The 25,396-nt window shown below is 55.0% G+C and carries 22 protein-coding genes; all 22 read right to left on the bottom strand.

The window, feature by feature from the left end:
* Positions 1-5: 5 nt before the first annotated feature.
* Positions 6-1,388, bottom strand: a complete 1,383-nt coding sequence (locus DKY63_RS27930) for an ABC transporter ATP-binding protein (RefSeq protein WP_110967996.1) — start codon at positions 1,386-1,388, stop codon at positions 6-8.
* An 8-nt stretch (positions 1,389-1,396) separates the two neighbouring features.
* A complete protein-coding gene (locus DKY63_RS32920) occupies positions 1,397-1,714 on the bottom strand; it encodes an ABC transporter permease (protein ID WP_275428072.1) in 318 nt (105 codons plus the stop codon).
* On the bottom strand, positions 1,693-2,193 hold the full coding sequence (locus DKY63_RS32915; protein ID WP_204354262.1) for an ABC transporter permease: 501 nt from the start codon (positions 2,191-2,193) through the stop codon (positions 1,693-1,695). Before DKY63_RS32915 ends, DKY63_RS32920 begins: the two co-directional genes overlap by 22 nt.
* Positions 2,190-3,413 carry a glycosyltransferase gene (locus tag DKY63_RS27920; protein WP_110967076.1) on the bottom strand — a complete coding sequence of 408 codons (1,224 nt, stop codon included), beginning with the start codon at positions 3,411-3,413 and terminating at the stop codon, positions 2,190-2,192. The genes DKY63_RS32915 and DKY63_RS27920 overlap by 4 nt, the downstream gene beginning before the upstream one ends.
* A complete protein-coding gene (locus DKY63_RS27915) occupies positions 3,410-4,624 on the bottom strand; it encodes a glycosyltransferase family 4 protein (protein ID WP_110967075.1) in 1,215 nt (404 codons plus the stop codon). Before DKY63_RS27915 ends, DKY63_RS27920 begins: the two co-directional genes overlap by 4 nt.
* Positions 4,621-5,616 carry a class I SAM-dependent methyltransferase gene (locus tag DKY63_RS27910; protein ID WP_110967074.1) on the bottom strand — a complete coding sequence of 332 codons (996 nt, stop codon included), beginning with the start codon at positions 5,614-5,616 and terminating at the stop codon, positions 4,621-4,623. The genes DKY63_RS27915 and DKY63_RS27910 overlap by 4 nt, the downstream gene beginning before the upstream one ends.
* 41 nt (positions 5,617-5,657) lie before the next feature.
* A complete protein-coding gene (gene wecB / locus DKY63_RS27905; RefSeq protein WP_110967073.1) occupies positions 5,658-6,779 on the bottom strand; it encodes a non-hydrolyzing UDP-N-acetylglucosamine 2-epimerase in 1,122 nt (373 codons plus the stop codon).
* Positions 6,772-7,782, bottom strand: coding sequence for a polysaccharide biosynthesis protein (locus DKY63_RS27900; RefSeq protein ID WP_110967072.1), 1,011 nt, complete (start codon positions 7,780-7,782; stop codon positions 6,772-6,774). The genes wecB and DKY63_RS27900 overlap by 8 nt, the downstream gene beginning before the upstream one ends.
* Before the next feature lie 16 nt (positions 7,783-7,798).
* A complete protein-coding gene (locus tag DKY63_RS27895; protein WP_110967071.1) occupies positions 7,799-8,653 on the bottom strand; it encodes a dTDP-4-dehydrorhamnose reductase family protein in 855 nt (284 codons plus the stop codon).
* Positions 8,654-9,174: 521 nt separating this feature from the next.
* Positions 9,175-10,185, bottom strand: a complete 1,011-nt coding sequence (locus DKY63_RS27890) for an MraY family glycosyltransferase (protein ID WP_110967070.1) — start codon at positions 10,183-10,185, stop codon at positions 9,175-9,177.
* Positions 10,182-11,123, bottom strand: a complete 942-nt coding sequence (locus tag DKY63_RS27885; RefSeq protein WP_343327512.1) for a UDP-glucose 4-epimerase family protein — start codon at positions 11,121-11,123, stop codon at positions 10,182-10,184. The genes DKY63_RS27890 and DKY63_RS27885 overlap by 4 nt, the downstream gene beginning before the upstream one ends.
* Positions 11,124-11,611: 488 nt before the next feature.
* Positions 11,612-11,851, bottom strand: coding sequence for a LapA family protein (locus DKY63_RS27880; RefSeq protein WP_110967068.1), 240 nt, complete (start codon positions 11,849-11,851; stop codon positions 11,612-11,614).
* 27 nt (positions 11,852-11,878) lie between these two features.
* A complete protein-coding gene (ihfB, locus tag DKY63_RS27875; protein WP_003369729.1) occupies positions 11,879-12,175 on the bottom strand; it encodes an integration host factor subunit beta in 297 nt (98 codons plus the stop codon).
* Positions 12,176-12,326: 151 nt separating this feature from the next.
* Entirely contained in the window at positions 12,327-12,605 is a 279-nt protein-coding gene (locus tag DKY63_RS32755) for a hypothetical protein (protein ID WP_110967067.1), read from the bottom strand.
* A gap of 253 nt (positions 12,606-12,858) precedes the next feature.
* Positions 12,859-14,553 carry a 30S ribosomal protein S1 gene (gene rpsA, locus DKY63_RS27865; RefSeq protein ID WP_110967066.1) on the bottom strand — a complete coding sequence of 565 codons (1,695 nt, stop codon included), beginning with the start codon at positions 14,551-14,553 and terminating at the stop codon, positions 12,859-12,861.
* 119 nt (positions 14,554-14,672) lie between these two features.
* Positions 14,673-15,362: a (d)CMP kinase gene (gene cmk, locus DKY63_RS27860; protein ID WP_110967065.1), complete on the bottom strand. Its 690-nt coding sequence runs from the start codon at positions 15,360-15,362 to the stop codon at positions 14,673-14,675.
* Positions 15,359-17,566 carry a bifunctional prephenate dehydrogenase/3-phosphoshikimate 1-carboxyvinyltransferase gene (locus tag DKY63_RS27855; RefSeq protein ID WP_239499424.1) on the bottom strand — a complete coding sequence of 736 codons (2,208 nt, stop codon included), beginning with the start codon at positions 17,564-17,566 and terminating at the stop codon, positions 15,359-15,361. The genes cmk and DKY63_RS27855 overlap by 4 nt, the downstream gene beginning before the upstream one ends.
* A 28-nt stretch (positions 17,567-17,594) precedes the next feature.
* Positions 17,595-18,707, bottom strand: coding sequence for a histidinol-phosphate transaminase (gene hisC, locus DKY63_RS27850; RefSeq protein ID WP_110967063.1), 1,113 nt, complete (start codon positions 18,705-18,707; stop codon positions 17,595-17,597).
* Positions 18,708-18,720: 13 nt separating this feature from the next.
* Complete coding sequence (pheA, locus tag DKY63_RS27845) at positions 18,721-19,815, bottom strand: prephenate dehydratase (protein ID WP_007939916.1); 1,095 nt, start codon at positions 19,813-19,815, stop codon at positions 18,721-18,723.
* Complete coding sequence (gene serC / locus DKY63_RS27840) at positions 19,815-20,900, bottom strand: 3-phosphoserine/phosphohydroxythreonine transaminase (protein WP_110967062.1); 1,086 nt, start codon at positions 20,898-20,900, stop codon at positions 19,815-19,817. Before serC ends, pheA begins: the two co-directional genes overlap by 1 nt.
* Positions 20,901-21,149: 249 nt before the next feature.
* Positions 21,150-23,807: a DNA gyrase subunit A gene (gene gyrA, locus DKY63_RS27835; protein WP_110967061.1), complete on the bottom strand. Its 2,658-nt coding sequence runs from the start codon at positions 23,805-23,807 to the stop codon at positions 21,150-21,152.
* Positions 23,808-24,253: 446 nt separating this feature from the next.
* On the bottom strand, positions 24,254-25,330 hold the full coding sequence (gene mtnA / locus DKY63_RS27830) for an S-methyl-5-thioribose-1-phosphate isomerase (protein ID WP_110967060.1): 1,077 nt from the start codon (positions 25,328-25,330) through the stop codon (positions 24,254-24,256).
* Positions 25,331-25,396 lie beyond the last annotated feature (66 nt).

Raw genomic sequence — 25,396 nt, 5'->3', positions numbered from 1 at the left:
TTGGCTCAATCCTTGGAGGTAAGAATAATTTTTTCCAGCGGTGCCCCGACGATCACTCCGTCAATACTGGTAGCAACTACTTTGAACAGCACCGCATCATGCAGCCAGTGAAGCTGCACATGCTCATGCAACGTGCCATTGGCAATCGCCGCAACGATCGAATAATCACCCACCGCAAGTATTGGTAACTTGAAATGAAATGCAGCGTCGACCCGCTTGCCGGCTATGACTCTGACTGGTGATTCTTTGTAGGAGTGATAGGTGTTACCACCGATCAACGGCTGCCCCAGCCGATCTTTGATGATGAAACCGATAATTGGCAAATCGACGTCGTGTATGGCTTTTGCCGTAACCTTCACAACAACGTCCGCCCCCCCTTCGCAAACGGTTAATTGACGACCTTTGGCATTGGTAAAGCTGACGTTGAGAATTTCTGCGCCACCTGTGCCAAACGTCGATGACTGCGGGTTGAAGCCGAAACATTCGATTTCCTGAGCACCTTTGAAAATCGTCTCGTCATCCTGCATGACAATCCGCTGCTCGATGATCTCGCCTTCCGGTTCTTGCTCAATTACCTCTTCAATCTCTTCGTCTTCTACGGCACCTTCTACAACGGCAGCCGCGCCTTCGGCACCGGTATGTTGCATGTAAAGCTGGGCAAAGTATTTTTCGCAGACATCTTTCGCTTTGCCTGCATCGCGCACGACCCCACCTTCCAACCAAATCGCGTGATCACAGAATGCCGTGACAGCGGCAAGGTCATGGCTGACGAAAAGGATCGTGCCGCGCTCCTGGAACTGCCGAAGAAAGCGCATGCACTTCTGAGCAAAGAAAGCGTCCCCTACCGACAACGCTTCATCGATGATCAGAATATCGGCATCAACATGGGCAATGACCGAGAACGCCAGCCGCGCCTGCATCCCGCTGGAATAGGCTTTTACCGGCTGCTCGATAAAGTCGCCAAGCTCAGAGAAATCGACAATCTTCTGAAAGCGCTCTTCGATGCAAGACTTCTTCAGCTCGAACAGACTGGCATACAGATAGATGTTTTCTCGACCACTGAATTCAGGGTTGAACCCCGAACCCAGCTCAAGAACCGCGGCGACCTTACCATTGATTTTCACCGAGCCTCTGGTTGGCGTCAGAGTGCCGGTTAACAGCTGCAACAGAGTACTTTTACCGGCACCGTTTCGGCCAATCACACCTACTGACTGCCCTTTGAGGACTTCGAAATTGACATCCTTCAGCGCCAGGAAGTCCCGATAGTAGTTGCGTTTCCAGCCCAGAAAGATCTGCTTTAGCCGATCATGTGGCGCATCGTAAATATGGTATGCCTTTTCAAGGCCAACCACCTCGATAACTGACTGTGGATTTACTTCTGAAGTCATGTCCATACTCACAAAACGTCCGCAAAGCCGTGTCTGACAGATCTGAAGAAACGCAGGCCAAGCCAACAAACGACCAGACTGACGCAGGTATAGATCAACAAGCCCAAGAAGTTGGGAATCCCGCCGTTAATCATCACCAACCGTGCCTGTTCAACAATGAACGACAGCGGATTGAGCATGATCAAGTGATTGGCCCATTGCGGCAGCTTATCGAGCGGGTACAGAACCGGCGAGAAGAACATCAATGCCTGCGTGATAACGATCGTCAGTTGTGCGATATCTCTCAGGAACACCCCGAGCCCACTCAAGAACCAGGTAATGCCCAACAAACAAAGCACCAGCGGCGAAATGACAATTGGCAGAAATACGATGGTCCACTTAAGGCTACCGTTGACGAAAAGTGCAATGCCCCCCACGCAACTATACTGAGGCATAACTGAAAAACCGCCGAGCCGATAGGCACCCAGACCAGTAACTCGACCGGGAAGACCACTTTCTTAACGAAATTGGGATTTGAAGTAATCAGGTTGGGCGCTCGGTTCACGCATTCGGCAAAGAACGTAAAGACGATCAGGCCGGGAAATAGCATCAACGCGAATCCGGTAATACCCTCAACGCCTGGCCAGCGAGAAGGCAGGAAATAACCGAACACAACCGCGTACATAGCCAACGTCAGTAGCGGCGTGATTAACGGCCACAGGACGCCTAGAAGGGCGCCCTTAAATCGCATGTCCACATCGCGTTTGATGAGTTGCTTGATGAGATCGAAATGCCGGAGATGAGCAGTAAAGATATTCTGACTCAATTAGAAAGCCCTATTGATGCTTTGGTGTGATTTCCCAAAAACGCAAGAAATGACTCTTTCATGCGCTCCAGCGTGAAATCCTTCATGAAGCATGAATAGCCATTGGCTGCAAAACGAGCATAAGCCTCGCTGTCCCGCACAGCCCTTTCCAACTGACTGATGATGACGGAGGTGTCCAGCGATTCACACAGGAAGCCGGCATCATTGGCCTTGATGTACTTCGCCGGAGAGGCGTAACTCGGTGCATGACACAACACCGGGCGGCCCGAAGCGAAATAGGTAACAAGCTTCGATGGAAAACTGTTGCTCGACTCTTCGTGATACTCACCAGAGAACCAGTAAGGCATGTAGAGAAGATCAGAATCCGCAAGCAGTCGAATCGTTTCCTCCTGACTTTGCCAACCCAAATACTCGAAATTCGAAGGACTTTGAGTGAACACTTTGAATGCGCCTCCCATCACCCGCACACGAATACGCTTGCCAGCAACCTTCCAGTTACAGGCATTCAATGCATGTTGCAGGCATTCCCATTCCGTTTGCGCGTAAAACTGGCCGGCCATGGCAATGATGAACTCATCGCGATCATGCACCTTCGTGGCTGGCTGCAAGGCCAGTTCACGAGGTAACCCGGCGATCACCGGAGCATTTACGACACGGTACTTGTTCGTGTAATTCTCGGACATCGCCCACGACGCCGTGGCGCAGGACGCACTACCTTTGATGACCTGGTCAAACTCCTTGAGCAAGCGACGACGGGTAAAACCGTCGATGAGATTCGCCTGCAGCCACCAGCCGAACGGGTCCCAGACCTGAGTCAAGAGTGGCACATTGAGTGCTTTGGTCACTTGGCGAGCCAGGCGCACCATCGTCTGGCCTTGCAGAACTACCCACACCGAATCAACTTTCTGCGCCTTGGCAAATTCGAGAATTTGCGGAAGCAATTCGCGCTGAACGCGGTTAGCCTGGACCAACTCAAACGGGAACGCCGACAGGATCCCGGCCTTGCGGGGCAATACACGCACCGCGGCCTCCCGTGGCTTACGTAGAAGAAGCTTAGGGACTTCGTCGAGCTCCGGAGGAATCTCCGGGTTCAACGCTGGATTGACCACAGCACAGATAGCGACCTGATCCTTGGGCAAAAAACCAACCAACCGGTCCAGCACCAGACCGGCGGTAAAGTTACGACACGGTGGAATATCAGTTAAAAGCAGTACTTTCATTTAGCAGCAACCGTTTTATAGATCTCCGCCAGCCGCCGTGCGTACAAGTCATCGCCATAATGTTTTTCGGCAATCTCTCGTCCCTTGCGACCGCGTTCTTCACGCTCAGCCGGATTGTCGATCAGATGCTGCAGAGCGCGATGAAGCCCTTCGCCATCGTGCATCGGCACTGACACCCCAACCTCTGGAGCAAACGTCACTTCCGGCAGCGATGTGCCTTCGAACACGATCACCGGCTTGCCGCAGGCGAATGCTTCAATAGCCATTACACCAAAAGCCTCAACAATCGAAGGCATGAGGAAGATGTCGGATGCAACAAACGCATCACGCGCCAATTCTTCATCGTTGGTCCAACCCAACTCAACGAGCTGGAATCGATCCTTGAACTGCTCCATCAACCCTTTGCTGTTGAGGGTCAACAGACAAACCGGCTGCTTGGCGCTGATGCGCTCCAACGCCTGGATAATGTAAGGCAGACCTTTGAACTGGTTATCGACGGCCCGAAAGCAAATGACCAGTGCATCATCAGGAATACCGAAGCGCTTGCGCGCATCAGGTGAAGCATTCGGATTGAAAAAGTCCAGGTCTAGGCCAAAAGGCACCTGATGGATATCAACATCCTTGAAAAGAGGAGAAGCCTCGACCATATCGCGCATCCACTTGGAGGCCACGATTACATCGAACTTCGATTTGTTGTACGCACGTTTTTTGTACTGAAACAAAAACCGGGTGGTATCCATTAGCAGCGGAAAGTGAATGTCCAGGTCGGGGCATTTGCCACAACCGGTCATCCAGCGCTTGCACTCGAATGGGTAGACGCAATGCCCTGTCATGGCCCACGGGTCATGCAGTGTCCAAACCGTAGGCTTACGTCGAGTGATCTCGGGCAAATCACCAAGGCTCATGTAGCCCGAGTGAATGATGTGTAGGTGCAACACATCAGCTTCCTCGAAGGCGGGCATTTTCATCATCTGCCGGCCATTCGTGTAGAGCACTGATTGCATCGAGGTCAAACGCTCAACCCGATTGAGGATCCGGTTGATTTTCCTTGTATTTTTCCCCTCGAACGTCAGCACGTCCAGGTTCTGAGTGTCCTTTTCCCAAATTAGATGCCGAGATTCGACATCGTATTTTTTTAGAAGCGGCGTAATGGAAAGACCATTAAATCGACGACCAGGGGACTCATAGCCATTTACCTGTAAGACCTTCATTTCGGAGAAGAACCTAGTTTCAGCACAAGACGTGCGATCAGGCTCTTGGCAATGAGTTGTTCGCGACGAACAAGCTCTGCCTGAATGCCATTCAAATTCGCTTCATGATTAGCGAGTTGACCTTCTTTCTCTGCAATCCACGCCTCACGACGACGAACATCGTTTTCCAGATCACGTAGATTGGAGTGATGCGCATCAAGTTGAGCTTCTTTTTCAACGCAATACTGCTGACGCTGCTGGACATTCAGCTCACGTTGCTCGAGATCAGACTCAAGCGCTTCGATACCCAAGTTCTGCAAGAACTCCGGCTTCCACTCGGCGATCGGGAATTCAAACAGCTCACGTACCGGCGTTAGTTCTGCAGCGCTGGAAATGCACAGAATCGAATTGGGTGGCGTCTCATTGTTACGCGTCAGCTCGGTAACGCCATCCAGCCCTTCATAGAAAAACTCTTTATTTGGGTAGGCCTCGAAATGCTCTTCCTTGATCCAGTGAACAAGGTGATGAGGGTTACCATCCGCTTCATTAAAGGGGACGTTGACCATCAGACGTTTCCGGCAGTCCACCTTCAGCGCGAAGTTCAGACCATCGATGACGTGCTCCAGTGCATGGCGCGAGACAACATAGTCAAAAGTATGAGCGTCGCGAACGAAAGACTCGGCATCACCATTCACATACTGAATGTTTTTCGATCCGTAATTGTCTTTCGCATACTGAACCGACTCGATACTCGGATCGATACCAACAATCTTGGCGCCTAGAATTTCGCTAAGCATGAATGTGCCGTGACCGGTGCCGCAGCCAATATCAAGAATCTTAATACCGGAAACCAGCATCGTTGGATCGCGCAGGATGTCGGCTTCGATGACAGCACGAAACAATTTATAACTACTTTTATGGCGGACTACTTCATCCCGGCCGTGGGTCTCACCCGGCACCAGACGTTCACCTTCATTATAAATCGCGTCTAACGTCTGAGTATTCGTGCTCATTTCTATATCTCACTAATTCTTTTGCTTGCGCGAAATTCGGATTACTTGGACCAGACAGTCCGATTGATAAAATCTAAATAACTCAAAACAATCCGTAGCACTTTCTGCGATACTAACCCACCTTCGTAATCCGGAACCACACGACGCGCAACACCGGCCTGATCCTGGCTGGTCACTATACGCACGGCATCCAGAACCCGTTCAGATTTCAGGCCGCTCATGATCAGCGTACCCTGGTCCATACCTTCCGGACGCTCATGGGCGTTGCGGATCGTCACAGCGGTCAAGCCAAGCAGCGAAGCTTCTTCAGTGATGGTGCCGCTGTCGGACAGGATACAGAACGCTTCCTTCTGCAACTTGATGTAGTCAAAGAAACCAAACGGCTTGAGGAATTGGATTCGCGAATCCAGGCCGTCGAGGCCCAAGGCTTCCAGACGCTGGCGAGTGCGCGGGTGAGTGGAAACAATAACCGGCATATCGTATGTCTTAACCAGCGCTTGTAACGTATCTAGGAGGTCCTGCAGGTTAGCCGGTGTGTCGACGTTTTCTTCCCGGTGAGTACTGACGACAAAGAACTTCTTCGACTCAAGCTCCAGCTTATCGAGGATTTTCGAGCCCTCGATCTTTGGCATGAAGTGCTCAAGCACTTCTTCCATGTGAGAACCCGACTTGATGATGCGGTCCGGCGGAATGCCTTCGTCGAGAAGATAGCGACGAGCGTGCTCGGTCAACACCAGATTGATGTCGCTCAAATGGTCGAGAACCTTACGGTTCAGTTCTTCCGGGACGCGCTGGTCGAAACAGCGATTACCGGCTTCCATGTGGAAGACGGGGATTTTTCTGCGCTTTGCAGCGATGACGGACAGGCAAGAGTTGGTGTCGCCATAGAGCATCAGGGCGTCAGGCTTCTCGGCCTCCAGTACTTCATCGGCTTTCTCGATGACTCGCGCGATGGTTTGCGCGGCATTACTTCCGACAGCTCCGAGAAAGTAATCCGGTTTGCGGATATCCAGATCGTCGAAAAATACCTGGTTCAACTCATAGTCGAAGTTTTGCCCAGTGTGCACGAGGATATGATTAGTGTGCGTATCGAATTCAGCGATGACACGCGACATCTTGATCAATTCAGGACGCGTCCCGACAATCGTCATTACCTTAAGCATTAAGTTGCTCCTGAATGTAGGAAAGCTTCAACAGCAACTTCTTCACGCCCTCAACATCCAAGCGTTCGGTATTGTGGGAAGTGTAATCTTCGAAAGTAGAAATCTCAGGTTCGCCTTCGACCACGAATTTTGCGTAGTTCAGATCGCGATTGTCAGCAGGCACGCGGTAGTACTGACCCATGTCTTCCGCTTTAGCCAGTTCCTCACGCGCAACCAGTGACTCGAACAGTTTTTCACCATGCCGTGTGCCGATAACTCGGATCTCATTGTCCTTCTGGAATAGCTCTTTTAGAGCCTGGGCGAGCACTTCGATGGTCGATGCAGGTGCTTTCTGAACGAAGATATCTCCCTGGCGACCATGCTCGAATGCGTGCAGCACCAGATCAACGGAGTCTTCCAGGGACATCAGGAAACGCGTCATCGTCGGGTCGGTGATGGTGATGGCCTTACCATCACGCAATTGCTCGATGAACAGCGGAATAACCGAGCCGCGGGAAGCCATGACGTTGCCGTAACGTGTAGCGCAGAAAACAGTTTCGCCTTCCGACTGCATACGCGCCTTGGCGACCATGAGTTTTTCCATCATCGCCTTGGAGATGCCCATGGCGTTGATCGGATAAACGGCCTTGTCCGTGCTGAGCACGATAACGCGGTCGACCTTGTTCTCGATCGCTGCCTGCATGACGTTATCAGCACCGAGTACGTTGGTGCGCACGGCCTCCATCGGGTAAAACTCGCACGATGGGACCTGCTTCAACGCTGCCGCGTGGAAAACATAATCAACGCCTTTCATCGCATCGCGAATGCTGCTGTAGTCGCGAACGTCGCCAATGTAAAACTTGAGCTTTGGATTGTTTAAAGCAATCCGCATGTCCTCTTGTTTTTTTTCGTCACGACTGAAAATGCGGATTTCTTTTACGTCGGTTTTCAAAAAACGGTTAAGAACAGCATTACCGAATGAGCCAGTGCCACCGGTAATCATCAGTATCTTATTATCAAACATTATCTAAACCTTGCGCTTAATTGAAGTCATGCATGTTTTTGATCAATACAGGCCACTCCGGGGCAACGTAGCCTGTCGCCTCCTTAAAACGGTCTGCATTCAACGAACGATCAATTGTCAGCCTATCGGAAGGGACAATTTCCGTGTCTTTCCCATAAGTGTTCGCTACAAGCTTTAACAAGTCGTACTTATTAATCGGTTTGGCGGCTACGTGGTACAAGCCGTGCAAGTGCGGTCGTGGCAGTACGTACTCGTTGATCACTCGCGCCAACTCCATTGTCGGTAGACCGGAGAATACTGCTCTGGTAAAACCGTCAACTTTTCCTTGCTGCGCAAGGAACCAGCCGACAAGACTTCGAGCACCGGACAATTCACGACCGATGATCGATGTGCGCAACGTTATCGCGTGTGGGTAATCGACCTCACCCAGCAACTTGGAGCGACCATAGAGATCGTAGGCATCCGGAAAATCGGATTCGAGATAGCCTCCCTTCTTTCCGGAGAAGACACAATCGGTACTGACATGCACCAATCGGGCACCACTGGCCTTACACAATGCCGCCAGACGATGCGGGAGCAAAGTATTGATTGGCACGGCCATCAACGGGTCGTTGGCATCAGACAGTTGCTTGACCAACCCTACGCAGTTGATCACGACATCGGGACGGACCGTACCGAAAGCCTTGATAAGAGAGTCCTGACTTTCGACGTCTACGCCCAGTACGATGTTCTCGGTCAACGCCGGTGAAAAAAACTTGCGGGCGCCTTCGCTTCGAGCCGTACCAAAAACCCTAAGATCGGGGTTAGCGGACAACACTCGGTAGACTGCATTACCCAGCATTCCGGAAACACCCAACACCAAAACTTTCATTTCCTTACTCCTCACTTCCCAAGCCCGAAACGCTGTTCGTGACCCGGGTCCTACTCAAGTTGGACGTCGTGATGCGCGGCTTCCAAGGGACGGCTTATCGCGAATCTCCACTCAATGCGAGACAGGGCCCCTTTTTCGACATCTCTGGTGCAAACAATCGATCCGGCTTCAGATGTACCAAAACTCAGGCCAACACGCCTTGGGAACGCCAACCAGGAACCCACCGTTCATCCATGCAGCCCAGAAAATGCGCTTCAGGTTTAGTACGCCTATAAAGAGGCACTGCCAAATACAAACATAAAACCATATCGGCATCGATGCTGCTGACCCTTCACGAAGTGAATCCTCGCCAGCCACTGGCCTTATGCCATCAACTTATAAAAACCAACGAAGTTTACCATACAATTTTCTATCTTTGAGAGCTGGGCGACAGCTTGCCACTCGCGCAACACACCATGTCACACGGGATTAGCACCCACTGCAGCACATCGCACAGAAGCACCCAAACCAGCTGCTCTCGCTCAGGCTTCTGCTTTGCCAGCGTTGTATCTGAGTGCGAGAACAATCAAAGGCAGATAGGCAAGAAAAAGACCACTCACGCCATCCAGCCCCCCAACCCCCACCCAAAAGGCCAAGGGTGTCAACCAAATGACATTGATCAAAATGACCGCCACCGTCACCTTCTTGTGACTGAGATGTTGGCGCGAGGCATATTGGTAGGCATGACTGCGATGGGCCTCATAGATTTTCTCTCCGCGAATCAACCGATGCAGCATGGTGTAGGTGGCATCAACGATGAAAACCCCCATCAGAATTATCCAACTCCACAAAAGTTGTGGCTCTACCCAGCCAGCCTGAAGTGCCATGCCGCCCAGTATTATCCCGAGAAAACCACTACCCGCATCGCCCATGAAAATTTTGGCCGGTGGAAAATTCCAGACAAGAAAACCGGCGCAGGCACTTGCGAGAAGTAAAGGTGTCCACACTTCACGAGTAAACCCGCAAACCCAATAGAGGCAGGCTCCGGCTATGGTGATACAGATCGCTACAGCCCCGGCGATGCCGTCGATACCATCCATGAAATTGTAAAGATTAAGTACCCAGACAAGATAAATCGCAGCCAGAATCGCACCGCCCCCTCCAAGATCGACAGTAATCCCGAACACATCTACCGGTCCGAGCCCACCGAAACAAAACAGCATCCAGCTCGCTGCTACAAAATGTCCGAGTAAACGCCAGCGCGCGGCAATGTGACCATGATCGTCGGCAAATCCAATAATGGCGACCACTGCACCCGCGCCGAACAAGCCGACGTACTGCTCTTGAGGCACGATTCCGGTCAGCGCATACACCGACAACGCTGCCAAAAATGAAATAACGATCGCGACACCGCCCCCCCTAGGGGTTGGAGTACTGTGTGAACTACGCGCATTGGGCACATCCATGAGCTTGTTTTTCAAGGCATAGCGCCTCAGGGTATTTGTCAACAGCAATGACGCCAGGAATACTCCAACCAGCAATAGCGAATTCATTTCTTTTTTGTTTCCAGAAAATATTTTGCTACATCATCAAGAGCCTGCTGACAACTTATCGGCGGCGCCCACCCCAACAGTTCACGCGTCTGACTGATGTCTACCTGCAATGACCCGCACAAGCGCGTGGCAAGCGCTCGCCTGCCCAGAAAATTCAAACACATGACTAAAAGGTACTGGGGAACGGGCACCAACACAGAACGCATCCCCATTGATCGTGACACTCGCTTGAGCAATTGAGTCGTGGACAAATCCTCGCCATCACTGACCAGAAAGACTTTTCCGGGTGCCGCTGGATGATCAACACAATGAACAATCAGATCCAGCAAGTTATCCAAAGCAACGAGACTGCGCTGATTTTTTATGGATCCGAATGGTAATGGAATTCTGGAATGTACCCAATCAAGCATCGTTTGAAAGTTTGCCTTTACGCCAGGACCGTAGACCAACGGCGGACGGATAATTACCACTTCCAGCCCGCTATCTGCGGATAATGCACTCAACGCTACTTCCGCTTCCGACTTCGAAATTCCGTAAGCATCTACCGGGGCAGGCTGATCGAAAGGCGTGAATGGTTTTCCTGGACTAGTACGCTCACCGTTAACCTTTACAGAACTGATGAAAATAAAACGCCTCACGCCGGCCTGCACCGCACAGCGCGCCAACTTTAAAGTCCCCTCGACATTAGTCTGTCGGAACACGTCCAGTTGATTTGAGCCCGCGGCGCCCATTACATGAACCCTCGCCGCGGTATGCACAATCGTATCAACGCCCTGCAATGTCCCTATTAAAGGCCCACTCTCCAGATCAAAAAGAACCTGCTCACAGGGAAAGCTCCCTAGGTTGCGCAGCGCGCAAACAGGGAGGAAGGCTTCACTGGCCAGAAGCTTCGCCACTAGAGCACTTCCAACGAACCCGCTTGCACCTGTAACAAGCACCCGAGTTTTTTTCACTTAACCCTACCCTTCATACCATTTCCAAAATTCGGACTTTTTCTTAGCGCTCAATAATTTATCAATTCAAAGCTTCCCTTGAGTATTTTTGTTATTGTCTATGCAAGATAGGGGCCTATTAAATATTTACTCCAACCACCTGCTAAAAATCGTAGATATCGACACACTCGAAAACACAGCGCGAAGTTAGCCTAATTCCAGTCACAGACTCAATAACGCAAGTCAATTCAGCGAGTTTGATAACAAAGTCGTCATACTGGAAAGAAATGACGAATGACTGCCCAACCGATAAAGCCTGTGCCGCCAGTGCCTAGAGCTTCCACGCCCCCCTCATACATAGGAGATTGACAGCACTCATTGCTAGCGTGCAGTGGTCAAAACTAAAGCAACCCGAAAAATACTCTGCAACTTAAGCAGCATTAAAGGCTTTATCTTGGCTCAGTCAAGGGATATGGACAAGCAGCGACGCACGCTCAATCAAGTCGCGAACGAAAGGCGTTGGACTTACGCCCCAAAAACCAACAAATAATAGGGCTGATGATCATACCAAATAACAGCGCAATCACTATCACCAATGACACCGGCAACTGTGGACCAGCCCACCCAAGGAAAAGGAGCGTAACCGTTTGCTGATTTTCGAGAACAAACACCAAGATCACCAACATTAGCAACAATACTGATACCGCCAGCATTACACGTTTGAGATTACGCATTAGCAATTCCTTGAATGGCAGTGAACGTCAAAGCCCCTCCTCTTCATCCTCGTTCACACGATCACGCAGTTCTTTACCTGGCTTGAAATGCGGAACGAACTTACCATCAAGACTAACGGACTGACCGGTTTTTGGATTGCGACCTACGCGCGGTGCGCGATAGTGCAGGGAGAAGCTGCCAAAACCACGAATCTCGATACGATCACCCGTGGCCAGACATTGGGACATTTGCTCAAGCATGGTCTTGATGGCCAGCTCCACATCCTTTGATGAAAGCAGCCCTTGATGGGTGACAATTCGTTCGATCAACTCCGACTTCGTCATATTTTTCCCTTCTTTTTCAAGCAGCTAGGAAAATCGCTTCGACGGTTTTAGCATGCCCGGATGGATTTGAACAGTCCGAGTTTTGCCATACCCCTGCGCACCGCGCAATCTCTGGGCTCAAACTCACCTACATTGCTCAGCACCCACACCCTCATCTACAAATTACCAACATACTGCGAGTAAAATACCCCGCAGGATTGAAGCCGAAAGGAAAATAGTCCTCTTCCTTTGCATCATCGGATCTCACCACAACCTTGTAACCCGCCCCCTTGCACTCCTTTGCTGCTCGCTTTTGACACCGCTCCCATCCGGACCCCAAGCCAGAACAATCAACCTCGATTCCACTGACGCCCCGCACTGCGTGCGTCCTGGCATTTGTGGTACAACCCGCCAGCATTAGAAATACTACTACGATGATGAACTTGCTCATTCACATCCCTATGCCGGCTGTACCGGCCTGGCGCGCTGTTCACTTGAGGGATAGCTTAGCTGCAAATAAACGATTGATCCCGCTGAGAAAAGAGACAACTTCAAGGGTGTATTGGTTTCGGGGAGAGAGCTCCAGCGTGAAGGCGACTGATGAAAACTCACTACCCAAAGCAAGAACTTAAGGAGCAACTGTCAAATTTCAGACACAAAAAAGGGCGACCAAAGTCGCCCTTTTTTTTACAGAAACCCAGAACTTAGTTCTGTTTTTCCGCTTGTGCAGCACGCAGCAGGTCACCCAGGGTGGTGGCTACTGGAGCATCCGAAGCTACTGGCTTGTCGCGCAGGCTCTGGATGGCTTCTTTCTCGTCTTCAACGTCTTTCGACTTGATCGAGAGCTGGATTACACGGCTCTTGCGGTCAACGCTGATGATCTTGGCTTCTACTTCTTCGCCTTCTTTCAGGACGTTACGCGCGTCTTCAACGCGGTCACGGCTGATTTCGGAGGCTTTCAGAGTCGCTTCGATATCGTCGGCCAGAGTGATGATGGCGCCTTTGGCGTCAACTTCTTTCACAGTGCCTTTAACGATGGCGCCTTTGTCGTTAACCGAGACGTACTCGGAGAACGGATCGCTTTCCAGCTGCTTGATACCCAGGGAGATACGCTCACGCTCTGGGTCAACCGACAGGATAACGGTGTCCAGCTCGTCGCCCTTCTTGAAGCGGCGTACGGCTTCTTCGCCCACTTCGTTCCAGGAGATGTCGGACAGGTGAACCAGACCGTCGATGCCGCCGTCCAGACCAATGAAGATACCGAAATCGGTGATCGACTTGATGGTGCCGGAGATTTTGTCGCCCTTGTTGAACTGGCCAGAGAAGTCTTCCCATGGGTTCGACTTGCACTGCTTGATGCCCAGGGAGATACGACGACGCTCTTCGTCGATGTCCAGAACCATAACTTCCACTTCGTCGCCGACTTGTACGACTTTCGAAGGATGGATGTTCTTGTTGGTCCAGTCCATTTCGGAAACGTGTACCAGACCTTCAACGCCTTCTTCCAGCTCAGCGAAGCAGCCGTAGTCGGTCAGGTTGGTTACACGAGCGGTAACGCGAGTGCTTTCTGGGTAACGGGCTTTGATAGCAACCCATGGATCTTCGCCCAGTTGCTTCAGGCCCAGGGAAACACGATTGCGCTCGCGATCGTACTTCAGAACCTTGACATCGATCTCGTCGCCAACATTGACGATTTCGGAAGGATGCTTGATGCGTTTCCAAGCCATGTCGGTGATGTGCAGCAGGCCATCGACGCCACCCAGATCGACGAATGCGCCGTAATCGGTGAGGTTCTTGACGATACCTTTGACTTGCTGGCCTTCCTGCAGGGATTCCAGCAGAGCTTCACGCTCGGCGGAGTTCTCGGCTTCCAGGACGCTGCGACGGGAAACGACAACGTTGTTGCGCTTCTGGTCGAGTTTGATGACCTTGAATTCCAGCTCTTTGCCTTCCAGGTGCGTGGTGTCGCGCACTGGACGGACGTCAACCAGAGAACCTGGCAGGAACGCACGGATGCCGTTAACGTCGACAGTGAAGCCGCCTTTAACCTTACCGTTGATAACGCCCTTGACCACTTCTTCGGCTGCGAAGGCTGCTTCCAGAACGATCCAGCATTCAGCACGCTTGGCTTTTTCACGGGACAGCTTGGTCTCACCGAAGCCATCTTCAACCGAGTCCAGAGCAACGTGAACTTCATCGCCAACGTTGATGTTCAGTTCACCAGCGTCGGTGTAGAACTGCTCAAGCGGGATGAGTGCTTCAGACTTCAGGCCAGCGTGAACGGTTACCCAGCGAGCTTGGTAATCGATATCAACGATGACACCGGTGATGATGGAGCCTGCCTGAAGGTTCAGGGTTTTCAGGCTTTCTTCAAAGAGTTCCGCAAAGCTTTCGCTCATTTTAATTCCTGTTGATGAGGGCGAGAAATACGCCCATCTCCACATCCCAGACGATGTGGGTTGGTTTCATTTAAAAGAAGCGCTGCAGGACTATGACTGGTCCCCTGCGGCCCTCTTGGTCACCCGGCGATATCGCGAATGGCGATCTCGCTCATGATGCGTTCCAGCACCTGATCGATGGATAATTCCGTGGAATCCAGCTGTATGGCGTCAGCCGCCGGCTTGAGCGGGGCTACCGCTCGCTGGGTGTCACGCTCATCGCGTGCACGTATCTCATCTAGCAGACTCGACAGACTAACACCATCGACTTTGCCCTTCAACTGCAAGTATCGACGGCGGGCGCGCTCCTCGGCACTGGCCGTGAGGAAAATCTTCAGCGGCGCATCCGGAAAAACGACCGTCCCCATGTCGCGACCATCAGCTACCAGACCAGGGGCTTCCTGAAATGCGCGCTGACGCTGCAGCAGCGCCTCACGTACAGCCGGCAGCGCAGCCACCTGGGAGGCACCGGCGCCGATGCTTTCCGTGCGAATCACATCGCTGACTTCATCACCTTCCAGGATGATGCGCTGCAACTGACCTTCCGTCGCCGCGATGAATTGCACATCCAGATGAGCGGCAAGTTTTTTCAGCAGTTCTTCGTTGGTCAGGTCGACGCCATGGTTCTGTGCAGCGAACGCCAGCAAGCGGTAAAGCGCACCGGAATCCAGCAGATTCCAGCCCAGGCGCTTGGCCAGGATCCCGGCGACCGTACCCTTGCCGGAGCCGCTAGGCCCATCAATGGTGATGACTGGCGCAATGTTTTTCACGACTGAGCCTCTTGGGCAACGCGGATGCCAACCTGGGCGCACAGCGCGAGGAAGTTGGGGAAAGACGTCGCGACGTTGGCACAATCATGGATGCGGATCGGCGCACTGGCACGCAGCGAGGCAACGCTGAACGCCATGGAAATCCGATGATCGCCATGACCGTGCACTTCGCCACCACCAATCTGGCCGCCGTCGATGATGATCCCGTCTGGCGTCGGCTCGCACTTGACGCCCAGCGCCAGCAGACCATCAGCCATAACCTGAATACGGTCCGACTCTTTGACCCGCAACTCTTCTGCACCAGTCAGCACGGTGCGCCCTTCGGCACACGCCGCTGCCACGAACAGCACCGGGAACTCGTCGATGGCTAATGGCACCAGCTCTTCCGGAATCTCGATACCTTTGAGTTTAGCTGCACGCACGCGCAGGTCAGCTACTGGCTCGCCACCCACTTCACGCTGGTTTTCCAGAGTGATATCGGCGCCCATCAGACGCAGGATGTCGATCACCCCGGTGCGAGTCGGGTTAATGCCGACGTGCTCGAGCACCAGCTCCGAACCTTCGGCAATCGACGCAGCCACCAGGAAGAACGCCGACGAGGAGATATCGCCAGGCACTTCGATGTGGGTTGCGGTCAACTTGTTGCCGGACTCGACCGATGCGGTCGCACCATTGACGGTAACCGGGTAACCGAAACCGCGCAGCATGCGCTCGGTATGGTCACGAGTCGGCGCAGGCTCGGTCACGGTAGTCTTGCCATCGGCATACAACCCCGCCAACAGCAGGCAGGACTTCACCTGAGCACTGGCCATTGGCATCGTGTAGGTCAAGCCCTTCAACTTGTGTCCACCACGAATGGTCATTGGCGGACGGCCATCCGCAGCTGTTTCGATCACGGCACCCATTTCCCGCAGCGGATTGGCCACGCGATTCATCGGACGTTTGGACAGCGAAGCGTCGCCAGTCAGGGTGCTATCGAAGCTCTGCGCAGCCAGCAGGCCGGAAAGCAGGCGCATCGAAGTACCCGAGTTACCCAGATAGATCGGGCCCGGAGCCGGTTTCAAACCATGCAGACCAACACCATGAATGGTCACACGGCCATGGTGCGGACCTTCGATCACGACACCCATGTCACGGAAAGCCTGAAGCGTTGCCAGGGCGTCTTCGCCCTCAAGGAAACCCTCGACTTCGGTAACGCCTTCAGCCAGGGAGCCGAGCATGATCGAACGGTGGGAAATAGATTTGTCACCCGGTACGCGAATCCGACCGGACAGGCGGCCACCAGGTTGAGCCAGGAAAATCAGATCGTTGGAATTCATAGCGTCCACATAGGCCCTGCGGGCCAGGATTTTACTGAAATGCTCGCGGGCAACCCGGGCGCGAGTGAAAACGCCCAACAATTGGTGCCCATCCCCTGCATCGACCGCGTCGCGCAAGGCATCGAGGTCGGTGCGAAATGTATCCAGTGTGCGCAGGACAGCTTCGCGGTTTGCAAGAAAGATGTCGTGCCACATCACCGGGTCGCTTCCGGCGATTCTCGTGAAATCGCGGAAACCGCCCGCAGCGTAACGGAAGATCTCAAGGTTTTCATTACGCTTGGCCAGCGAGTCGACCAAGCCAAACGCCAACAAGTGCGGTAAATGGCTGGTCGCCGCCAGTACTTCATCGTGACGCTCGACCTGCATGTGCTCGACATCGGCACCCAATGCGCGCCACAAACGGTCAACCATTGCCAGGGCTGCCGGATCGGTCTGTTCCAGCGGCGTCAGAATCACTTTATGACGACGAAACAGCTCGGCATTGGAAGCTTCTACCCCACTCTGCTCGGAGCCGGCGATCGGATGCCCAGGCACAAAACTCGACGGCATACCGCCAAAAGCCTCGGTAGCGGCACGCACGACATTGCCCTTGGCGCTGCCTACATCCGTCAGGATCGCGCCGCCCAGATCCATGCCTGCCAGTCGCGCAAGCACTTTTTCCATCGCGAGGATAGGCACGGCCAACTGAATGACGTCCGCTCCCTGACAAGCAGCAACCAGGTCCTCCTCGCAGCGATCCACCACACCCAATTCAACCGCCAGTTTGCGCGACTGCGAATCGAGATCGACCCCGACCACTTCGCGGCACAAGCCGCTTTCACGCAAACCCTTGGCAAACGAACCGCCGATCAACCCCAGACCGACCACCACCAGGCGTCCGATCATAGGTTCGGCGGATTGCAGTGAAGTGACATCAACCACGAGCCAGGACCTTGGTCAGCGCCTCAAGGAAGCGGCTGTTTTCCGCTGGCAAGCCAATGGTGATACGCAGGTGGTTCGGCATGCCATAGTTGGCCACCGGACGCACGATCACGCCTTCTCGCAGCAAACCCTGGAAAATCGGAGCCGCTTCGCGCCCGATATCCACACAGATGAAGTTGCCCTTGGACGGAATCCAGCTCAAGCCGAGCTCGCGGAACCCTGCTTCGAGCTGCTGCATACCGGCTTCGTTCAGACGGCGGCTTTCAGCCAGGTACTCTTCATCCTTCAACGCCGCGCAAGCAGCGGCCAAGGCGAGGCTGTTGACGTTGAACGGCTGACGCACACGATTCAGTACATCGGCAACTACCGGGGTGGACAGACCGTAACCGACCCGCAACGACGCGAGACCATAAGCCTTGGAGAACGTGCGCGAAACCAGCAGATTCGGGTACGCCGCGAGGAAGTCCAGACCGTCTGGCAGGTCGCTGCCTTCGGCGTACTCGATGTAGGCCTCGTCCAGCACGACCAGGACGTGTTCCGGTACGTCCTGCAGGAATTCGTCCAGCGCCTCGGCGTCGAACCAGGTCCCGGTCGGGTTGTTCGGGTTGGCGATGAAGACAACACGGGTGTTGGCGTCGATGGCCGCCAGCATGGCTGGGAGGTCATGCCCCCAATCCTTGGCAGGAACAACCTTGGCCTGGGCACCGACCGCCTGGGTCGCAATCGGATAGACCGCAAACGCGTGCTCGCTGAACACCGCGTTAAGGCCCGGGGCCAGATACGCGCGCGCAACCAGCTCAAGGATGTCGTTGGAGCCGTTGCCCAAAGTCACCTGATCAATCTCGACGCGGCATTGTTCAGCCAACAGAGACTTGAGCGCGAAGCCGTTGCCATCCGGATAACGGGTCAGCTCGGCCAGCGCGTCACGAATGGCTGCCAAGGCTTTCGGACTGGCACCCAAAGGGTTTTCGTTGCTCGCCAACTTGACGATGCTGGCTGGATCCAGATCCAGCTCACGAGCCAGTTCGTCCACGGGTTTGCCCGGTACATAAGGCGAAAGTTGTTGCACGCCCGGCTGTGCCAGAGCGAGGAAGTTGCCACTCATTTGCTACCGCCCCTTAAAGAACTGCTTTCGGGTAGGAACCCAGCACTTTGAGTGCTACTGCTTCCTGACTGATTTTTTCCAGCACACCTTTTACCAGCGGATCGCGGTGGTGGCCGACAAAATCGATGAAGAACACGTAGGTCCATTTACCGCTGCGCGACGGACGGGTCTCGATTCGCGTCAGGTCGATGCCGTTATCGTGGAATGGCACCAGCAACTCGTGAAGCGCACCCGGCTTATTGCTCATCGAGACGATGATCGAGGTCTTGTCGTCGCCAGTCGGCGGGACTTCCTGATTGCCGATCATGAGGAAGCGCGTGGAGTTATCCGGACGGTCCTCGATTTTCTCGGCCAGTCGGGTCAGCCCGTACAAGCCGGCCGCCATGTCGCCGGCGATCGCCGCCGAGTTCCACTCCCCTTTAACCCGCTTGGCCGCTTCGGCGTTGCTGGACACCGCCACGCGCTCAACATTCGGGTAATGGGCGTCCAGCCACTTGCGGCACTGGGCCAGGGATTGGGCATGGGAATAGATGCGACTGATGCTGTCGGTCTTGGTGTTTTCACCGACCAGCAAATGGTGGTGAATACGCAGCTCGACTTCACCACAGATCACCATGTCGTGTTCCAGGAAGCTGTCGAGGGTGTGGTTGACCGCGCCTTCAGTGGAGTTTTCCACCGGCACCACGCCGAAGTTCACCGCACCGGCCGCCACTTCACGGAACACTTCATCGATCGCCGCCATCGGCTTGCTGATCACGGCATGACCAAAGTGTTTCATGGCCGCAGCCTGGGTAAATGTACCCTCAGGACCGAGATAGGCCACTTTCAGCGGCTGCTCGAGCGCCAGGCACGAAGACATGATTTCGCGGAAGAGCCGCGCCATTTCCTCATTGCCCAACGGCCCCTGGTTGCGCTCCATGACTCGCTTGAGCACCTGAGCTTCGCGCTCGGGACGATAGAACACCGGCACTTCGCCTTCGGCCAGCGAGGCCATCTTTACTCGCGCGACTTCCTGGGCGCAGCGCGCACGCTCACTGATCAGCTCCAGGACTTTTTCGTCCAGGGCATCAATGCGCAGGCGCAGTGCCTTGAGTTCTTGCTCAGACATTAGCCGTGTTCCTTCTCGAACTCTGCCATGTACGCCACCAGCGCGTTGACCGCATTGATGTCGACGGCGTTATAGATGGAGGCGCGCATGCCGCCCACGGAGCGGTGCCCCTTGAGGTTCAGCAGGCCACGTTCGTCGGCGCCAGCCAGGAACGGCTTGTCCAGACGGTCGTCCGCCAGGCGGAACGGCACGTTCATCCACGAGCGGTCCGACTTGTTGATCGGGTTGCTGTAGAGGCCGCTGGCGTCGATGAATTCGTACAGCGTGCGCTGCTTCTCGTCGTTCAATTTGGCGATGGCTTCAACGCCGCCCTGTTCCTTGAGCCACTCGAACACCAGACCGGACAGGTACCAGGCCAGGGTTGGTGGAGTGTTGTACATGGAGCCGTTGTCGGCCGCGACCTTGTAGTTGAGCATGGTCGGGCACAGGGAGCGGGCCTTGCCGAGCAGGTCTTCGCGAACAATGTTCACGACGATGCCGCTCGGACCAATGTTCTTTTGGGCACCGGCGTAGATCATGCCGAAGCGCGAGACATCGATCGGACGCGAGAGAATGTCCGAGGACATGTCGGCCACCAGCGGAACGTCACCGGTTTCCGGGACCCACTGGAACTCCAGGCCGCCAATGGTTTCGTTCGGCGCGTAGTGAACGTAGGCCGCGTCCTTCGACAGCTTCCACTCGTTCTGACCGGGAATGGCGAAATAGTCGTAAGGCTTGGCAGTCGCGGCAACGTTGACGTGGCCGTAGCGCGAGGCCTCTTCGATGGCTTTCTGCGACCAGATACCGGTGTCGATATAGTCGGCCGAGCCATTTTCCGGTAGCAGATTGAGCGGGATCTGGGCGAACTGTTGACTGGCACCGCCTTGCAGGAACAGGACCTTGTAGTTCGAGGGAATATCCAGCAGATCACGCAGATCTTGCTCTGCCTTGGTGGCAATGGACACGAACTCATCGCTGCGATGGCTCATTTCCATGACCGACAGGCCCTTGCCGTGCCAGTCAAGGAGTTCACTCTGGGCGCGCTGCAGGACAGCTTCGGGAAGCGCCGCAGGGCCAGCGCAGAAGTTATAGGCTCTCTTGCTCACATCCAATCTCGCTCTGATTTGGTAGTAACACGCGGTAAATCGCATCATCAATCGATACAGGTCCCCTGCTGAAACTGCATATTTGTGGGAGCGAGCCTGCTCGCGATTGCATCACCGCGGTGCGTCAGAGGTACCGTGGCGCCTGCATCGCGAGCAGGCTCGCTCCCACAAGGGGTCTCCATGGGTATCGATATTTCAGTATGGACAAACAACAAGGGGGCGAATTTTCATTCGCCCCCTCAGGTCCACTTACTCTTGTGGTTCTTCGTCAGCGGCGGCGTCGAGTTGCTGGTCTTCCACGGCGTCGTCGATCACGACTTCACCTTCGAACACCGCACCCTCTTCTTCACCTTCAAAGTCTTCACCCTCGACTTCCGACGGTTCCTGCACCCGCTCAAGGCCGACCAGGGTTTCATCCTTGGCAAGCTTGATCAGGGTCACGCCCTGGGTGTTACGACCCAGGCTGGAAACTTCGTCGACACGGGTACGTACTAGCGTGCCCTGGTCGGAAATCAGCATGATCTCCTCGCCGTCGAGGACCTGAACCGCGCCGACCAGCCGGCCGTTACGCTCGTTGCTGACCATGGCGATAACGCCCTGGCCGCCACGCTTGTACTCAGGGAACTCGGTGATCGCCGTACGCTTGCCGAAACCACGCTCGGAAGCGGTGAGAATCTGGCTGCCTTCTTCCGGGATCAGCATGGAAATCAGCTTCTGCCCTTCCGGCAGGCGCATGCCGCGAACACCGCGGGCGGTACGACCCATGGCGCGGACGTCGGATTCCTTGAAGCGAGTCACCTTGCCACCATCGGAGAACAGCATGACTTCACGCTCGCCATCGGTGATGGCTGCGGAAATCAGCACGTCGCCTTCGTCCAGCTCCAGCGCGATCAGACCAACGCTGCGCTGACGGCTGAAGGATTCCAGCGGGGTCTTCTTCACGGTGCCGTTGGCGGTGGCCATGAAGATGTAGTGACCTTCGGTGTACTCCTCGACCGGCAGCATGGTGGTGATGTATTCACCATCATCCAGCGGCAGCAGGTTGACCAGCGGACGACCACGGGCCGCACGGGAAGCCTCAGGGATTTCATAAGTCTTCAGCCAGTACACCTTGCCCTTGCTGGAAAACAGCAGCAGCGTGGTGTGGCTGTTGGCGACCAACAGGTGAGCGATGTAGTCCTCATCCTTGACGCCGGTGGCCGACTTGCCTTTACCGCCACGACGCTGGGCCTGGTACGCAGCCAATGGCTGGGTCTTGGCATAGCCACCGTGGGAAATGGTCACGACGCGATCCTCTTCCGGAATCATGTCGCCCAGGGTCAGGTCGAGACGGGCGTCGAGGATTTCGGTGCGACGTACATCGCCGTATTCGGCGCGAATCACTTCCAGCTCTTCGCGGATCACTTCCATCAGGCGCGTGGCGCTGTTGAGGATGCGGATCAGCTCGCCGATCTGGTTGAGAATCTCTTGATACTCGGCCAGCAGCTTTTCGTGCTCCAGGCCGGTCAGACGGTGCAGACGCAGCTCCAGAATGGCTTGCGCCTGCTCTGGCGACAGGAAGTACTTGCCGTCGCGCAGACCGTATTGCGGATCGAGGTTTTCCGGACGGCACGAGTCGGCACCGGCACGTTCGACCATCGCCACCACGGCAGAGGACTCCCAAGGGGTGCTGACCAGCGCTTCCTTGGCTTCCGAAGGCGTTGGCGAGGCCTTGATCAGGGCGATGACCGGATCGATGTTCGACAGGGCAACCGCCTGGCCTTCGAGGATATGACCACGCTCACGCGCCTTGCGCAGTTCGAACACGGTGCGGCGGGTCACCACTTCGCGACGGTGACGAACGAAGGCTTCCAGCAGGTCCTTGAGGTTCAGGATCCGCGGACGGCCGTCGATCAGCGCGACGATGTTGATGCCGAACACGCTTTGCAGCTGGGTCTGGGCGTAAAGGTTGTTGAGGATGACCTCAGGCACTTCGCCGCGACGCAGTTCGATCACGACGCGCATACCGTCTTTGTCGGACTCGTCGCGCAGTTCGGTGATGCCTTCGAGCTTCTTCTCTTTTACCAGCTCGGCAATCTTCTCGATCAGACGGGCCTTGTTCAGCTGGTAAGGGAGTTCGGTGATGACGATCTGCTGACGACCACCGACTTTGTCGATGTCTTCGATGATCGAGCGTGCGCGCATGTAAATGCGCCCGCGACCGGTGCGATAGGCCTCGATGATGCCAGCGCGACCGTTGATGATCGCCGCCGTCGGGAAGTCCGGACCGGGGATGTACTGCATCAGCTCATCGACAGTCAACTCGGGGTTGTCGATGAGTGCCAGGCAACCGTCGATGACTTCACCGAGGTTGTGCGGCGGGATGTTGGTCGCCATGCCCACGGCGATGCCGCTAGAGCCGTTGACCAACAGGTTGGGAATACGGGTTGGCATGACCGCGGGGATCAATTCGGTGCCGTCGTAGTTCGGCACCCAGTCCACGGTTTCCTTGTGCAGGTCTGCCAGCAGCTCGTGTGCCAGCTTGGTCATGCGCACTTCGGTGTATCGCATGGCCGCGGCGTTGTCGCCGTCCACCGAACCGAAGTTGCCCTGACCGTCTACCAGCAGGTAGCGCAGCGAGAAAGGCTGCGCCATCCGAACGATGGTGTCATACACCGCGGTATCACCGTGCGGGTGATACTTACCGATCACGTCACCGACAACACGGGCAGATTTCTTGTACGGCTTGTTGAAGTCGTTACCCAGCTCGCTCATCGCGAACAGCACTCGCCGGTGCACGGGCTTCAAGCCATCGCGCGCATCCGGCAGTGCCCGACCGACAATTACGCTCATCGCGTAGTCGAGGTAGGACTGCTTCAGCTCGTCTTCGATATTGACCGGGAGGATTTCTTTGGCCAGTTCGCCCATGAGAAGCCTGATTCCTTTTTCTGGTGAAACTCCGTCACATCCATATGGGAAGAACGAAGCTCGCCGTTGCAGGCTGAGTGCCATGCACCGACTTACGACAAATCAACGAGTTATGCCATGGATCTGCGCAGTAAAGGTCGCCACGCCGGACAACCCTGGAAACCGCCGGATGTTATCACAAGAGCCGCCACGCACCTATCCCCCAGATGCGCATGGAGCATAGTTAGTTGACCGATGACAGGCTTGAAGGGGACGTGAGGGGCTTAGAGCCGGATTGAATGTAGAAAACAGGTCTGATTCTGGCTGATTTACTGAGTTTCAGGACCTATTCGCGAGCAGGCTCGCTCCTACAGTGGATCTTCGTTGTGCCGACAATTTCGGTCACGCCTCGAATACTGTGGGAGCAAGCCTGCTCGCGAAAGCGATTTTTCAGACAGGAAAAACCGTCAATGCAGACGTTTGCGGCACATCAACTGCGCCATTTTTGCCGCATCAGGGCGCTCGACAACGCCTTTTTCCGTGACGATGGCATCAATCAAATCCGCCGGCGTCACGTCGAACACCGGGTTGAACGCATCAACCTCTGCGCCGACCCGCTTGCCGCCGACCTCCAGCAACTCGCGACCATCACGCTCCTCGATCGGAATGTCGTCACCACTGGCCAGGTTCATGTCGATGGTCGAACTCGGTGCTACCACCATGAAACGCACACCGTGGTGCATCGCATTGACGGCCAATTGATAGGTGCCGATCTTGTTCGCCACATCGCCATTGGCAGTGATCCGGTCCGCCCCCACGATCACCCAGGTAATGCCCTTGGTTCGCATGATGTGCGCCGCCGCAGAGTCGGCATTGAGGGTCACCGGAACGCCTTCGTTCGCCAGCTCCCAGGCCGTCAGTCGTGAACCCTGCAGCCAGGGACGGGTTTCGTCGGCGTAAACACGCTCGACCATGCCTTCAAGGAAGGCCGCTCGGATAACCCCCAGCGCCGTTCCGAAGCCACCCGTGGCCAATGCACCGGTATTGCAGTGGGTCAGGATCGCCTGGGCATTGCCTTGGTGCTTGCGAATCAAATCCACACCCAGTTGAGCCATTGTGAGGTTAGCTTCGCGATCACTTTCATGAATGGCGATGGCCTCAGCCTCCAGCGCCGCCAGCGGATCGGCGTTCTCTTTCAAGCGATCGAGCCGATCGTGCATGCGCCCCAGAGCCCAGAACAGATTGACTGCGGTAGGACGGGAATCGGCCAGTAGCGCGAAATCTTCCTCCAGCGCCGCGTACCAGTCGCCACCCTCGGCAATCCTGGCGCGGGCCGCGAGCACAATGCCATAGGCCGCACTGATACCGATGGCCGGCGCGCCGCGCACCACCATCGAGCGAATAGCCTCGGCCACCCCAGCTGCACTGGTGTAGGCAATCCAGGTTTCCTCGAACGGCAAAATACGCTGATCCAGCAGATACAGGGCGCCATCTCGCCAATCGATGGCCTTCACCTTCTCCGCAGCCAACAGTCGATCGCGCATCCCACACCCCGCACTCATGAACAAAAGCCGCCGATTATAGCGATCCCCCCGCGAAGACGCTCGGGT

Source organism: Pseudomonas putida, from assembly GCF_003228315.1.
In the GTDB taxonomy this organism is placed as follows: domain Bacteria; phylum Pseudomonadota; class Gammaproteobacteria; order Pseudomonadales; family Pseudomonadaceae; genus Aquipseudomonas; species Aquipseudomonas putida_S.
This window is presented reverse-complemented; position numbering and strand designations above follow the sequence as displayed.